The organism is Bradyrhizobium sp. (genome assembly GCF_028868675.1).
Classification (GTDB): Bacteria; Pseudomonadota; Alphaproteobacteria; order Rhizobiales; family Xanthobacteraceae; genus Bradyrhizobium.
Genome location: NZ_JAGWUA010000123.1, coordinates 1 through 14,488, shown reverse-complemented (window position 1 = coordinate 14,488; position 14,488 = coordinate 1). Strand labels below are relative to the sequence as shown.

Here is a 14,488-nt window from a genome sequence, read left to right as displayed (position 1 = left end):
GCGCTTGATCGTATCGGCCTGGTTGTCGAGCGCGTGCATCGGCCCCTGCAGGAAGCCATGGCCCATGAATTCGAAGCCCGCTTCCAGCGCGGCGGCGGCGACGCGGGGGTAGGAGTTGCAGACATTGCCGTTGATCGCGAGCGTGACCTTGATGTTGCGCTCGGTGAGGGCCTTGAACTGGCGCCAGAAGCCGGCGCGCATGCCGTATTCGTGCCACGACCAGTTCGGCACGTCCGGCAACAGCGGCTGCCCCATGGGCGGCGACAGCACGGTACGAGGCATGGCGTTTTCGATCCGCCATTCCTCGACATTGAGGATGACCCAGACGGCGAGCCGCTTGCCGCCGGGCAGCCTGAGTTTCGGCCGGTCGACCTGCGCCAGATAGGGAATGCGATCGGAGAGGGCCATCGCGCTCAACCCGCGGCGTCGCGGCTTCGGGCACTGGCGGCGTTGACGCGCGGCATGACTTGCTCGGCCATCAGGATCATGGAGCGGCGGCCGAGCTCGCGGTCGCGCCAGTCCTTGCCGGCGTAGAGCAGCGTGCCGAAGGTGCCGACGTTTTCCTGGAAAGCCAGCAATTGGTCGGCGACGCTCTCCGGCGTGCCGTGGATGATGAGTTTGTCGCAGACCTGCTCGAGCGTCACCTCGTCGTCGGGCTGGTCGCGCCGGGTCTTGAACAGCTCGATGCGGCCGTTTCGCTTCAGCTTGGTGAACAGCGAGCGATAGTAATAGACATAAGGCCCGTTCGGATCGGTGGCGTAGGCCTTGGCGGTCGCGGCATCCCTGGCGACGAAGATGCTCTTGGCAACGCGCCAGTTGGCGGGATCGGCGGGACGGCCGACACGCGCGCAGCCCTCGACATATTTCGGCCAGTGGCTCTTCACCCAGGCCGGCATCAGGAAGTTGGCGGAAATCGGCTCCCAGCCCCGCGCGGCGGCTTCCGTGACGCCCTTGGAGAAGGGCGCGACGGCCGTGACCACGATCGGCGGATGCGGACGCTGCAGCGGCTTTGCGATAAAACCCTGGCCGATGTCCTCGATCAGGGTCTTTTCGATCGAGATGTTCCAGTATTTGCCCCTGAGATGATAGGGTGGCTTGCCCTCCCAGATCGCCAGCACCTGGTTGATTGCCTCCAAAAACATCGCATTGCGATCGGCCTCGAGATTGCCGAACAGCTCGGCGTCCGACAGCAGGCCGCCCGGGCTGATGCCGAAGATCAGCCGGCCGTCGAGCATGTGGTCGAGCATGGCGATCGAGGCGGCGACCGCTGCCGGATGGCTGTTCGGCATGTTGACCGTGCCGGTGCCGAGCTTGATCTGTTTGGTGGCGGCGGCAAGCCAGGCGATGAAAGCGATGCAGGACGTGATGTTTTCGGCGCGGTCGGTGACGTGCTCGCCGACATAGGCTTCCGAAAAACCGAGCTCGTCCGCCAGCAGGAAGGCTTCCCGGTCCTCCCCGAGGGATTGCCGCCAATCCTTGTCCAGGGGATGGATCGGCATCGTGAAGAACCCGAGTTTCATGATGTCTGCGCCTCCCGAACCGGCCCTGGTTGGCGGGAGCGTGCGTCGGTAGATCGACCAGGGCAAGTCCGAAAGTCGACGACACCGCAAAACCAAGCAGCTTGACCTTTGAAAAGTCCCGCCCTCTAATCCCCACAAAAGCAGAAAAGCAGGGGCCGGGGAGGGTCTTGCCGGAATGAAAGCGTCGGCTTTCGCCTACGCCCGCGCGACCAGCGTTGCCAATGCGCTGGAGCTGCTTGCCGTGCATGGCGAGAAGGCGAGGGTGCTTTCGGGCGGGCAAAGTCTGATCCCCGCGATGAATCTGCGGCTGGTTGCGCCGGACCTGATCGTCGATATCGGCGAACTCGCCGAATTGCGCGGGATCGCGGTCAGGGGCGAAACGCTCGTCATCGGCGCGCTGACCCGGCATGCCGATCTCCTGAAGTCATCCGACATCGTGAAATGCGCGCCGCTGCTCGCCGCCGCCGTGGCGCATATCGCGCACCCCGCGATTCGCAACCGGGGCACCATCGGTGGCAGCCTTGCGCAGGCCGATCCGGCCTCCGAACTGCCCGCCTGCATGCTGGCGCTGGGGGCGTCGATCGTGGTGCGCGGCCCCGGCGGCGAGCAGCGGATGGCCGCTGAGGATTTCTTCACGGGGATTTATGAGACGCGGCTCGCCGCGCAGGACTTGCTGGTCGCCGTCGAACTGCCGCTCGCCCGTCGCGGTTCGGCGCATTTCTTCCAGGAGTTTGCGCGGCGGCACGGCGACTATGCGATCGTTGGGCTTGCGGCGCAGGCCGCGCTGCAGGGCGAAGGGTTTGCCGACCTCCGGCTCGGCTATTTCTCCGTCGGCGACAAGCCCGTTCTGGCGAAGGCTGCGAGCAAGCTGGCCGGCGTTGCCATCACGCCGGCGCTACTGGCCGAGGCCTCCGACGCGCTGTCGCATGAACTCGATCCGCATGGGGATCAGCAGGCGACGCCCGCGATGCGCCGGCATCTCGCAAAGGTGCTGCTGGCGCGGTGCGTCGCCTCGCTCCTCAACCGTCCCGATCTCCACATCGGAGGAGTTTCGTGACGGCTCAAGTGGCGATCTCGCTCACGGTCAACGGTGAACGCGTCGAGGCGCATGTCTTGCCGCGGCTCAACCTCGCGGACTTCTTGCGCGACCATCTGAAGCTGACGGGCACGCATCTCGGATGCGAGCATGGCGTATGCGGAGCCTGCACGGTGCGTGTCGGCGGCGAGATCGTGCGGTCCTGCCTTATGCTGGCGGTGCAGGCGAACGGCGCCGCGGTCGAGACGATCGAGGGCTTGTCCGATTCCGGCGAGATCGCCGATCTGCAAGCCGCGTTTCGCGACCGCAACGCGCTGCAATGCGGCTTCTGCACGCCGGGCATGCTGATGGCGGCGCAGGATCTGTTGCGTGCGAACCGAATGCCCGCACGGGCGGAGATCCGCCAGCATCTCTCCGGCAATTACTGCCGCTGCACCGGTTATCAGGCCATTATCGACGCGGTCGAGACGACAGCGCGGGCGCGGATGGAGCTGAAGGCATGAGCTCGATCCGCAGTAATCCCGAAGGGCTGTCGGTGCTGGACCGGCCGAACTCCTATATCGGCAAGACGGTGCCGCGGCCGAATCTCGACCGGCTGCTGCAGGGCCGCGGCTGCTATGTCAGCGACATCGAGCTGCCGCGCATGGCCCATGTCGTATTCGTGCGCTCGCCGCATGCGCATGCGAAGATCGTGAGCATCGATGCCGCCGCCGCAAGGCAGATGCCGGGCGTGAACGCGATCGTCACGGGCAAGGAGCTCGCGGCCGTCATCACGCCCTGGGTCGGCGTGCTCTCGCATCTCAAGGGCCTCAAATCCGCGCCGCAATCGGCGATCGCGGTCGACCGGGTCTGCTGGCAGGGCGAGGCGGTAGCCGCCGTCGTGGCGACCAGCCGTGCGGCGGCCGAGGATGCCGCGGAGTGCGTCGCGGTCGAATACCAGGCGCTCGAAGCCGTCACCGACATGCGCACGGCGCTCGATCCGGCGACGCCGGTCATTCATGCCTCGCTCGGCGACAATCTGGCGTTCGAGCGCATCCTCGACGCCGGCGCGGTCGATCAGGCCTTTGCCGGGTCCGATGCGGTGGTCGAGGCCGAATTCGTCTTCGGCCGCCACACCGGCGTCACGCTGGAGCCGCGTTCGGTCGTGGCCGACTGGAATGCCGCGGAGGCGCGGCTCACGATCTACCAGGGAACGCAGGCTCCGCACATGGTGCAGAACATCGCGGCGCTGCATCTGGGCCTGTGGGAGCAGCAGGTCCGCGTCGTCTGCAAGGACGTCGGCGGCTCCTTCGGCATCAAGGTGCATATCTACGCCGACGAGATGGCGACCTATGCGCTGACGAAACTGCTGCGCCGGCCGATCAAATTCGTCGCCGATCGCGTCGAGAGCTTCAATACCGACATTCACGCCCGCGACCATCGCTGCAAGGGCAAGATCGGCGTCAATCGCGACGGCATCATCACGGCGTTCGAGATCGACGATCTCACCGGCATCGGGCCCTACTCGATGTACCCGCGGACCAGCGCGATCGAGGCCAACCAGGTCGTCAACCTCGTCGGCGGTCCCTATACCTGCAAGAACTACCGCGCGCGGGCGCGGGTGGTGTTTCAGAACAAGAACGTGATGTGCCAGTACCGCGCGGTCGGCCATCCCATCGCCTGTTCGGTGACGGAGGGGCTGGTCGATCTCGCCGCCATGAAGATCGGCATGGATCCGGTGGAAATCCGCCGCCGCAATTTGATTGCCGACGACGCCTACCCTTGCGCCTCGCCGTCGGGGCTGCGGTTCGAGCAGTTGTCGCACCATGCCTCGCTGGCGAAGATCGTCGAGATGATGAATTACCAGGCGCTGCGTGCCGAGCAGGCCGAGTTGCGCAAACGGGGCGTTCATCGCGGCATCGGCGTCGCGAGCTTCATCGAAGTGACCAACCCCAGCGCGGCGTTCTACGGAGTCGGCGGCGCCAAAATATCGTCGCAGGACGGCGTGGCGGTGCGGCTGGACGCGCAGGGCTCGGTGATCTGCCAGACCAGCATCACCGAGCAGGGCCAGGGCTCGGAGTCGCTCACGGCGCAGATCGTGGGCAGCGCGCTCGGCGTTTCCATGGATCGCGTCCGCGTCATCCTCGGCGATACCGACGCGACGCCCTATGGCGGCGGCACCTGGGCTTCGCGCGGCGCCGGCATCGGCGGCGAGGCGGCGCTGCAGGCGACGAAGATCCTGCGCAGGAACATCCTCGATGTCGCCGCTGCCATTCTGCAATCGGCCCCGGCCGAGCTCGATATCGTCGACAATGCGGTGGTCAGTGCCGGCGACGGCGCGCCGCGCATCGACCTGAGCGAGCTTGCCCGCATCGTCTATTTCCGTCCCGACACCCTGCCGCCGGGCATCCAGCCCGAACTGATGGCGACGAGGCACTTCGTGCCCCGGGAGTATCCCTTCGCCTTCACCAACGGCGTTCAGGCAGCCTCGGTGGAAGTCGATATCGACACCGGCTTCGTCAAATTGCTCAAGCACTGGGTGGTCGAGGATTGCGGCACCATCGTCAATCCGCAGCTGGTCGATGAGCAGATCAGGGGCGGGGTGGTGCAGGGCCTCGGCGCGGCGTTGTTCGAAAAGTGCGTCTATGACGAGAAGGGGCAGCTCACCAATGCCAACATGGCAGATTATCTGGTGCCGATGTCCGGCGAAATGCCCGACATCGACGTCGGCCACGTCGTCTCGCCGACGCGCGAATCCGAGCTCGGCGCCAAGGGCGCGGGCGAGGCGGGTGCCGCAGGGGCGGCGGCGGCCGTGACCAACGCGGTGAATGATGCGCTCAAACCGTTCGGAACGACAATTACCGAGATTCCCCTGACCCCGCAGGTTATCCTGACGGCCTTGGGACGAATCTGACGAGGGACGCCGCCGGCAAAGCCAAATACGATCACGCCAAACACAATAATCCAAGGGAGGGAACTGCCAATGTCGAAGAAGGTCTCCAAGCCAGGATCGATGTCCCGCCGCCGCCTGCTCGCGACCGCGGGCGCGGCAATTGCCGCCTCGCCGCTCGGCGCCAGCATGCTGCAGGCGCAGCAGGCGCCGATCAGGATCGGCATGAGCATGCCGCAAACCGGCGGTCTCGCGGGCGGCGGCAAGGCTTCGCTGCTCGGCATCGAGATCTGGCGGGACGACATCAACGCCAAGGGCGGGCTGCTCGGCCGCAAGGTCGAGCTCGTCGTCTATGACGACAAGTCGAGCGCGTCGGAGACGCCGGCGATCTATTCGAAGCTGATCGACGTCGACAAGGTCGACCTCCTGTTCGCGCCCTATGCGACCGTGCCGACGGCGCCGATCATGCCGATGGTCAAGCAGCGCGGGCTTCTGCTGATCGGCAACTTCTCGTTCCAGGTCAACAGCAAGATCGGCCACGACATGTGGTTCAACAATGCGCCGTGGGGGCCGCCGGACAGCTGGGCCTCGTCGTTCCTCGACATCGGCCAGAAGGCCGGCGGCAAGTCCATGGCGTTGCTGGCGGCCGACCAGGAATTCGCCCAGAACCTGGCGAAGACCGCGCGTGAAGTCGCAGGCAAGCGCAACCTGCCGATCGTGTTCGACCAGGCCTATCCGCCGAACACGGTCGAGTTCTCCAGCATCATCCGCGCGCTCAAGGCGACCAAGCCCGACATCGTCTATGTCGCGTCCTATCCGCCGGACTCGGCGGGCATCCTGCGCGCCGTGAACGAGATCGGCGTCGGCGACAGCGTCAAGGTTTTCGGCGGCGGCATGGTCGGCCTGCAGTTCGGCGCCGTGATGGAGAACATGGGCTCGCTGCTCAATGGCGTCGTCAACTACAACTCGTGGCTCCCGGAAAAGAGCATGTATTTCGAGGGCACCAGGGAGTTCTTCGACAAGTACACGAAACGGGCCGTGGAGGCCAAGGTCGATCCGCTCGGCTATTATCTGGCGCCGTTCGGCTATGCCAGCGGCCAGCTCATCGAGCAGGCCGTCAAGGCGGTGGGTTCGCTGGATCAGAAGGCGCTTGCAAAATACCTGCGCGAAAACACCCACAAGACCATCGTCGGTCCGATCGCGTTTTCGCCCGATGGCGAGCGCAAGGAAACCGCGGTGCTGCAGGCCCAGTTCCGTGGCGTCGTGGACAAGAACATGGAGCAGTTCCGCAGCGCGGGCAAGCAGGTGATCCTGTTCCCGGAGAATCTGAAATCCGGCGAGCTGGTCGCTCCGTTCGAAGCGGCGCGGAAATAGGCTGGATGGCGCAAGGCTGCCCGGGAGAAATCGTCCCGGGCAGGGGATCGAATACCCCGGGCGCGAGCTGATCGGGGAAGCGGGCTCGGGCCGGGTCAAGGGGGACCTCAATTGTTTTCACTGGATCTGCTGCTCGATGCGGTGGTGATCGGGGTGCTCCTCGGCTGCTTCTACGGCGCGGTCAGCCTCGGATTGTCCGTGTCGTTCGGCCTGCTCGACGTTCCCCATGTGGCGCATCCGGCGTTTCTGGTGCTGGCGTCCTACGCGGTGTCGTTCCTCAACGAGCAATATGCCGTCGATCCGCTCGTCGCCGGGCTGTTGATCACGCCGGTATTCTTCGTGTTGGGGCTCGCGACCTATCGCCTGTACTACGAGACGTTCGAGAGGCGAGGCAGCGACGCCGGTGTGCGCGGCATCGCCTTCTTCTTCGGCGTCGCCTTCATCATCGAAGTGCTGATCATCCTGCAATTCGGCGTCGATCAGCGCTCCGTCACCGCCGACTACGTCGGCAAGGCGTGGCGGCTCGGCGACATCCGCATTCCGTACCGGCTTCTGGTCGCCTTTGCGGTTGCGACCGGACTGACGATCCTGCTCACGCTGTATCTGTCGCGGACCTTCATGGGACGCGCCATCCGCGCGGTCGCGCAGGACCAGGAGGCGTTGCGGCTGATGGGCACCAACCCGGTCAGGATCAAGCAGTGGGCCTTCGGCATCGCCACCGCCGTGCTCGGGATCGCCGGCGCGCTGCTCGTCATCGTCGCTCCCGTCGATCCGACGCTCGACCGCGCCTATATCGGGCGCACGTTCTGCGTCGTGGTGATGGCGGGGCTCGGCAGCATGAGCGGCACGCTGGTGGCCGCCGTCATTCTCGGTGTCGCCGAGTCGATCGTGCTCACCCTGTTCGGCGCCTCCTGGGCGCCGGCGATTTCCTTCGCGATGTTGCTCGGCGTGCTCGCCGTACGGCCGCAGGGTCTGTTTGGCAGGCGATGATGACACGCAACGGCATCGCCTTCTGGACCGGAGCGGCCGTTTTTCTCGCCGCTGTCTTCGCGATGACGCAGCTCGTCGGCAACCAGTATCCGTTCTTTGCCGGCTACGTCATCCTGCAATTCGTCGCGCTGGCCGTCGCATGGAGCATCCTCGGCGGCTATGCGGGTTACGTCAATTTCGGCACCAGCGCCTTCTTCGGCGTCGGCGTCTATGCCTCGGTATTCCTGGTCAACGCCTTTGGCGCGCCGCTTCCCGTGCAGATTCTGACCGGCGCCGCGATCGGCGCGCTCATGGGGTTTGCGCTCGGTCTCCTGACGCTTCGCATGCAGGGCATCTTCTTCTCGATCGCGACGATTGCGCTGACGATCATCATCGAGACGACCATAACCAACTGGCGATACGTCGGCGGCGCGGCGGGCATCCAGATCCAGCGGCCGGCGGTGACGGCGCCGTTCGACAACTACGTGCAGATGCTGTTCTTCGTCCAGGCTCTGCTCGTGGTGCTGGCGGTGGCGATCTCGCGCTACATCCAGAACTCGTGGATCGGCCGCGGCCTGCAGGCGCTCAGGGACGACGAGCTTGCGGCCGAATGCACGGGCGTGCCGACCCTGCGATTGAAGCTGCTCGCCTGCGTGATCTCGGGGGCGCTGATGTGCGCCGTCGGGGCCCCTTCCGCGATGTACCTGCAATATGCGGACCCTGCGGGCGCGTTCAATCTCAACTACTCCGTCTCGACGCTGGCGATGTCGCTGATCGGCGGAACCGCGCATTGGTCCGGGCCGATCGTCGGTGCGATCCTGCTCGGCACGACGCAGCAATTGCTGACGGTCACGATCTCGTCGGAGGTCAACGTGCTGGTGCTCGGCGTGATGCTGGTGCTGTTCGTCGTGGGCGCGCCGGAGGGCATCATCGGCCTGATCCGCAAGCTGCGCGGCAAAGGCAAGGAAGGTGAAGCATGACGCTCGCCGACACCCGGTCGCCCCTGCTGCGGATTTCGTCGCTGACCAAGCGCTTCGGCGGCTTCACGGCGCTCCGCAACGTCAGCGTCGACATTCGGCCCGGCGAGCGGTTCGGCCTGATCGGCCCGAACGGCTCGGGCAAGACCACGCTGATCAACTGCATTTCCGGCGCGTTTCGCACCGAGCCCGGCACCATCCTGTTTGGCGACGAGGACATCACGCCGCTGCAGCCGCATGTGCGTACGCGCCGCGGCATCGCCCGCAGCTTCCAGATTCCGCGGCCGTTCAGGAGCATGACGGTCGCCGAAAATCTCATGGTCGCGCTCGACTTTGCCGCCCACGAGCACGTCTCGGTGGGAGAGCGGCGAGACACCATGATGTCGATCCTGGAGCAGATGGGCCTCGGGTCGAAGGCCAACGTCCCGGCCACGCAGCTCAGCCAGGTGGAACTGCGCAAGATGGAGCTTGCGCGGGCGATGGCGACGCATCCAAAACTCCTGATTTCGGACGAGGCCATGGCGGGCCTCTCGGGTTCGGAGGTCGACGAAGTGCTCGATCTCTTGTTGAGCTTTGCGAGCTGCAACATCACGATCATCATGATCGAGCACATCATGCAGGCCGTGATGCGCTTCTCCGAGCGCGTCATGTGTCTCGACGCCGGCACGATCATCGCGATCGGCACGCCGTCCGAAGTCATGGCCGACCAGCGCGTGCAGGAGGCCTATCTTGGCACTTAGCCTCGCCATCGATGAGCTTGATGCGGGTTATGGCGCCGTGAAGGCGCTGCGCGGCGTGTCGCTCCGTGTCGAGGCCGGCGAGACCGTGGCCTTGCTCGGCACCAACGGCAACGGCAAGAGCACGCTGATGAAGTGCATCGCGGGCCTGGTGCGGCCGCAGCGTGGCGCCATATCGCTGACGATCGACGGAATGGCGCACGATCTGTCCCGTCTGTCGACCGAAGACATCGTCGAGCTCGGCGTCGCGATGGTTCCGGAAGGCCGGCGTTTGTTCCCGCGGCTGACCGTGCTGGAGAACCTGATGCTCGGCGCGTTCCGCAAGGCCGCCCGGCGCAGCATCGACCGCAACCTCGCGGTCGCCTTCGAAACGTTTCCCGTCCTCAAGGAACGGCAGGGGCAGCTCGCGGGCACCATGTCGGGCGGCCAACAGCAGATGCTGGCGATCGCGCGCGCCCTGATGTCGTCGCCCCGCCTGCTGCTGGTCGACGAACCCTCGGTCGGTCTGTCGCCGCTATTGGTCTCGCAGACCATCACCAAGATCGGTGAGCTCAACCAGAACCTCGGCCTGACGGTGCTGATGGCGGAGCAGAACTTCAACCAGGCGATCCGGATCGCCAGCCGCGGCTATATCATCGTCCACGGTGAAATCGTCGTGGCGGCCGCTTCGGCCGACGAATTGAGGGGCAATGACATCGTCAAGCGGCTCTATCTCGGCGGCGCCGCGTGATGGCGTGCTGACGTTTCGAAGACGCGGCTCTACTCCGCGGCGCTGGCGACGGTGGCGGCGTGCCGGTTGGTGACGACCACCTTGATGGCGTCGTCGATCCGTTCGCGCGCGTAGCGAAGCGCGGTCGGCAGGTCGGCGAGCGGAAACGTGTGGGTATGGATCCTGGTCGCATCGAACCGCTTTTCGGCCATCAGCGCCATGGCGCGGCGGGCCGCGCTGCGGCCCTCGCCGCGAATGCCGTAGAGATAGATGTTGTTCCTGGCGAGTTGGGCAATGTCGAGCGTGACGCGCTCGTGCGGGAACGCGGCGAGGCAGATCTTGCCGCCGCGGTTCGTCATCCGGATGGCCTCTTCGATCGTGGCCTCGGTGCCAGCGCATTCGACGACGTAGTCCGCGCCGATCCCGCCGGTGAGCCCCTTGACGACGGCGACGGCGTCTTCCTCGTTGATGTTGACGGTGCGGTCGGCGCCGAGCGCCTTGCCGATGGCAAGGCGGCCGTTGCGCGTCCCCGTCAGGATCACGGGGCTCGCGCCGATCGCTTTCGCGACCGCGACCGCCAGGAGGCCGATCGGTCCCGGGCCGATCACGACCACGCTTTCGCCGGCCACCAGCCCGCCCAGTTCGGTCAGGCCGTACATCGACGTGCCGGCGGTGACGACCAGCGTCGCCTCGGCATCGCTCATGGTATCGGGCACACGCGCCAGCGTATTGATGTGGTTGACGGCGTATTCCGCAAAGCCGCCGTCGGTGGTGAAGCCGTTGGCGCGGTGGCCTTTCTCGGGTTTGCCGTAGTTCAGGCATGAGGTGTACATGCCCTGGCGGCAGCGCTTGCACTGGCCGCAGCCGGCATGAATCTCCACACTGATGCGTTCGCCGATCGCGTATTCGTCGACGCCAGGCCCGAGCGCGACCACCGTGCCCATGTACTCATGGCCGGGCGTGAAGTTCTTGTTGAAGGGCAGGCCGCCCAAAATGCTGGCGGGTGAGCCGGAGTGGATGATCTCGAGGTCGGTGGCGCAGATCGCCACGGCGTCGATGCGGACCAGCACCTCGGCGCGGCCCGGCATCGGCACCGGCTTGTCGCGAAGCAAAAGCTCGTCCGGGCCGCCGAGTACCCAGGCTTTCATCTGCGTAGGGATGGGATGGTCCGCCGAGGTGCGGATGCCGGCCGGCTTGCTCATCAGGCTTCCTCCGAACGCAAAGACTAAAGCATGATCCGGAAAAGCGCGAAGCGGTTTTCCCTCGCGACAAACGCGGAACGCGTTTGCGCGGAGATCATGCTCAAACAATAACCTGAAGCGCGATGACGATTCATCCAAATCTCATCGCGCTTTAGCGGCATGCCGGCGGCGAAGGCCAGGGGCTCCGACTTGCGATGAAAAGAAAGGCCGCCTTTAGGGCGGCCACTTCTGCGAGTTCATGCTCTGCGCCGTGTCAAAAGACCAGGTCAGGAAACCAGCCCCCGGGTCAAAACAACTAACGATACAAACAAAACGCCCGGTGAAATCAGACTACCCGACGATTGACGCGCTATCCAGCACCAATTGCTGTCCCGGTTAGGAAACATGGCTAACGGCGCGCCGTCGTCGAGCGCGACCCGACCCTACCGATCGTCGCGGGGAGCCCCCAAGCCGGCCGTCGGGGCCGCTCGCCCACCGGCCGGCCCGACGAGATCAGGTCTTGGTGATGACGACTTCGAGATACTCGCCGGGGATGACGAGGGTGCTGCTGCGGTCCCAATTCGACTTCTCCAGCAGATCGAGAATGTCGGCTTCCAGGCAAGCCGCCTTCTCCGCATCGAGTGCTGCGAACGCGCGGTTGGTGGGGCCGTAGTAGTCGCGGAAGACGGCAAGCCAGTGCTCCGGGGATTCGTACCTGAAGGTGAAGGTCTGCACGGTGCTGTTGATTTCGCAGCCCGGGAACAGCTCCCGGAGCCGCGCCGGGGTTCCCCAGAGCGTGGACGGCTTGATGCCGCCCGGCGGGGGCATGTACTTCCCAACGATCTTCAGAACCTGGCCTATGAAGCCGTCTGGCGTCCAGTTGGCGAGCCCGATCTTCCCGCCGCGACGCACGACGCGGGCCATTTCGGCGGCGGCCTTCTCCTGGTTCGGGGTGAACATGACGCCGAACGTCGACAGCGCCACGTCGAAGCTGCCGTCCGCAAATGGCAGCGCTTCGGCGTCGGCCTCCTGAAAGTCGACGGACAGGCGCTCGGCGGCGGCGCGTTCCTTGCCTCGCTCGAGATGGGTGCCGACATAGTCGGTGGACGTGACACGGGCGAAGCGCCGCGCCGCGGCCAGTGTTGCATTGCCGTTGCCGGCGGCGACGTCGAGCACGCTGCTGCCGGCACGCATGTCGACGGCCTCGCATAGTCGCTCGCCGACGATCTGGAGAGTCGTTCCGATCATGGCATAATCGCCGGCCGACCAGACGGCCCGCTGGCGCTGCTTGATGGCGGTGTAGTCGATGGGTAGCGTCGCAACCGACATGGCTTATCTCCTTTTTGAGGGAACCTCCGCCCTAAGGCGAACCCCGCAACCCGCGAGGTCGGCCGAAGGCATCCCATGACGGCGCCGGAGGCGGCCAGTTCAGCATCTGAATCCAGGCGATACAGATTTTGAACTGGCCCCGGGCGACGGATCGTAGCATCCTCCGCAGGCGGGCAGGGTCGGAGGAACGCTTCAATGTCGGAGACCGGCTACAATCAGTTCTGTCCCGTCTCGATGGCCGCGGAGATCATCTGCTCCCGCTGGACGCTTCTCGTCCTTCGCGAACTCGTGCTGGGATCGACCCGCTTCAACGAGTTGCGGCGCGGGCTGCCGGGCATGTCGCCCGCGCTGCTCTCGAAACGGCTGAAGGATCTCGAGGCCGCGGGAATCGTCCGGCACGTCTCCGCCGAGCGCGAGCCCGGCGTCCTCGAGTATCGTCTGACCGAGGCGGGAAACGAGCTGCGTCCCATCATCGAGGCGATCGGCGTCTGGGGACATCGATGGGTGACGACCGAGGCGACGCTCAAGGCTCTCGATGCCAACCTGCTGATGTGGGACATCCGGCGCAACATCGACACCGATCCGATGCCGCCTCGCCGCAACACCATCGAGTTCATCTTCAACGACAGGCCGTCCCCGGAGCGCAACTATTGGCTGATCGTGGAGCCGGGCCACGAGGTCGACCTGTGCCTCGTGGATCCCGGCTTCGACGTCGACCTCTACGTATCGACGGATCTGCGCACGATGACCGAAATCTGGCTCGGATATGCGAGCATCGGCGCCGTGTCGGACGACGGCCGACTTGTCCTGACCGGAAACCGCAAGCTCGCCGCCGACCTGCGCGCCTGGCTGAAGCTCAGCGCGTTCGCGAACGTCGAGAAGCAGGTTGCGTAGGTGTCGTTCGGCGCGGGGTCGGACGGCGAGCCTGTCTATGCGATGAACTCGCGTTTCTGCAGCACACATTCCTCACGGATCAGGCTTCTACGGTATCAAGCTCTCCGGCCGCGATCGCCTCAGTCGATCACGAGATGTCGCAGCGCCTCGTTCGCTCTCCGCATGAGAGATCAGTGTCGCAGAGAGCGACCTGTATCCGGTTCGGTGTGCAGGGTTGAGCCCAGATCATCAACCATGCTGCGAGTCCTCTCGACGGCACCCACTAATTCTTCCGCTTGCCGAATAAGCTCGCTGATGCATGGATCATCGTGGAAATCGGACAGAATAACCCTCACGCATCTGTTGGCGAGATCGAGGATCCATAGGGCGCGCCGCATGTCCTCTTCGCTTTGGAAAGTCATGCCGTCCATTTCGGACAGCAGCCTCGTCAGTCCTTGAAGCCGACGAACAGCAGGATGCTCGCGAGTGCGCGGGAAATTGATGACTTCTGCCACTATCTTGCGTTTCCAATGTGACCCGTAGCATTACGGGAACCATTTAACCTTTCGACAAGGAGCCTATCGGCATTCGGCAAAGCTACCCATTTTGGGTATCACTCGCATAATCCGCCCAGCCTACGAGGGGAGGCCCCCGAGTCTGCCGGGAGATACTTGCTTCAATGGCTTGGGTGGTTGGCTGGGGAACCTGGATTCGAACCAAGACAAACAGAGTCAGAGTCTGTTGTGCTACCGTTACACCATTCCCCAACGGAATAGCCGAACAAATTCAATGAACTACTGAATCGTCCAGCACCGGCCGACGGGCGCGTTCGCGCAAATCGCGGCTCGGGCGTGCGGCGTTTCTAGCCGCTCGTTTCCGGGCTGGCAAGCGCCGCAATCGGCCGAATTCCTGCG

At 64.9% G+C, this 14,488-nt stretch carries 13 protein-coding genes, 1 tRNA gene and 1 pseudogene; 9 read left to right on the top strand and 6 right to left on the bottom strand.

The features are described from left to right. Positions 1–408, bottom strand: a pseudogene (locus KGM94_RS16450) (polysaccharide deacetylase); the annotation flags it as partial. 5 nt (positions 409–413) lie between these two features. Then, positions 414–1,520, bottom strand: a complete 1,107-nt coding sequence (locus KGM94_RS16445) for an LLM class flavin-dependent oxidoreductase (RefSeq protein ID WP_300261238.1) — start codon at positions 1,518–1,520, stop codon at positions 414–416. A gap of 175 nt (positions 1,521–1,695) precedes the next feature. Here KGM94_RS16445 and KGM94_RS16440 point away from each other — a divergent pair, with 175 nt between their 5' ends. The 8 genes from KGM94_RS16440 (at position 1,696) to KGM94_RS16405 (ending at position 10,212) form a co-directional block, all read left to right on the top strand. Next, positions 1,696–2,577, top strand: a complete 882-nt coding sequence (locus KGM94_RS16440; protein WP_300261235.1) for a xanthine dehydrogenase family protein subunit M — start codon at positions 1,696–1,698, stop codon at positions 2,575–2,577. Then, positions 2,574–3,059 (top strand): (2Fe-2S)-binding protein, encoded by a 486-nt coding sequence (locus KGM94_RS16435; protein WP_300261232.1) that lies wholly within the window; start codon positions 2,574–2,576, stop codon positions 3,057–3,059. Before KGM94_RS16440 ends, KGM94_RS16435 begins: the two co-directional genes overlap by 4 nt. Next, entirely contained in the window at positions 3,056–5,449 is a 2,394-nt protein-coding gene (locus KGM94_RS16430; RefSeq protein ID WP_300261229.1) for a xanthine dehydrogenase family protein molybdopterin-binding subunit, read from the top strand. The genes KGM94_RS16435 and KGM94_RS16430 overlap by 4 nt, the downstream gene beginning before the upstream one ends. Positions 5,450–5,518: 69 nt before the next feature. Beyond that, positions 5,519–6,799, top strand: a complete 1,281-nt coding sequence (locus KGM94_RS16425) for an amino acid ABC transporter substrate-binding protein (protein ID WP_300261227.1) — start codon at positions 5,519–5,521, stop codon at positions 6,797–6,799. A 111-nt stretch (positions 6,800–6,910) separates the two neighbouring features. Continuing rightward, complete coding sequence (locus KGM94_RS16420) at positions 6,911–7,789, top strand: branched-chain amino acid ABC transporter permease (protein WP_300261224.1); 879 nt, start codon at positions 6,911–6,913, stop codon at positions 7,787–7,789. Next, positions 7,786–8,748 carry a branched-chain amino acid ABC transporter permease gene (locus KGM94_RS16415; protein ID WP_300261221.1) on the top strand — a complete coding sequence of 321 codons (963 nt, stop codon included), beginning with the start codon at positions 7,786–7,788 and terminating at the stop codon, positions 8,746–8,748. The genes KGM94_RS16420 and KGM94_RS16415 overlap by 4 nt, the downstream gene beginning before the upstream one ends. Further along, positions 8,745–9,485 carry an ABC transporter ATP-binding protein gene (locus tag KGM94_RS16410; RefSeq protein WP_300261218.1) on the top strand — a complete coding sequence of 247 codons (741 nt, stop codon included), beginning with the start codon at positions 8,745–8,747 and terminating at the stop codon, positions 9,483–9,485. Before KGM94_RS16415 ends, KGM94_RS16410 begins: the two co-directional genes overlap by 4 nt. After that, entirely contained in the window at positions 9,475–10,212 is a 738-nt protein-coding gene (locus KGM94_RS16405; RefSeq protein WP_300261214.1) for an ABC transporter ATP-binding protein, read from the top strand. The genes KGM94_RS16410 and KGM94_RS16405 overlap by 11 nt, the downstream gene beginning before the upstream one ends. 29 nt (positions 10,213–10,241) lie before the next feature. On the opposite strand, the gene KGM94_RS16400 is transcribed toward KGM94_RS16405, so the two are convergent. Both KGM94_RS16400 and KGM94_RS16395 read right to left on the bottom strand, forming a co-directional pair. Then, positions 10,242–11,393: a zinc-binding dehydrogenase gene (locus KGM94_RS16400; RefSeq protein ID WP_300261211.1), complete on the bottom strand. Its 1,152-nt coding sequence runs from the start codon at positions 11,391–11,393 to the stop codon at positions 10,242–10,244. 492 nt (positions 11,394–11,885) lie between these two features. After that, a complete protein-coding gene (locus KGM94_RS16395; RefSeq protein ID WP_300261208.1) occupies positions 11,886–12,701 on the bottom strand; it encodes a class I SAM-dependent methyltransferase in 816 nt (271 codons plus the stop codon). 195 nt (positions 12,702–12,896) lie between these two features. Here KGM94_RS16395 and KGM94_RS16390 point away from each other — a divergent pair, with 195 nt between their 5' ends. Beyond that, entirely contained in the window at positions 12,897–13,595 is a 699-nt protein-coding gene (locus tag KGM94_RS16390) for a helix-turn-helix domain-containing protein (RefSeq protein WP_300261205.1), read from the top strand. Positions 13,596–13,765: 170 nt separating this feature from the next. Here KGM94_RS16390 and KGM94_RS16385 read toward each other — a convergent pair whose 3' ends face one another. Both KGM94_RS16385 and KGM94_RS16380 read right to left on the bottom strand, forming a co-directional pair. Further along, a complete protein-coding gene (locus tag KGM94_RS16385; RefSeq protein WP_300261201.1) occupies positions 13,766–14,089 on the bottom strand; it encodes a hypothetical protein in 324 nt (107 codons plus the stop codon). Between the two features lie 178 nt (positions 14,090–14,267). Then, positions 14,268–14,341: transfer RNA gene (locus KGM94_RS16380), tRNA-Gln, on the bottom strand. Positions 14,342–14,488: the final 147 nt, after the last annotated feature.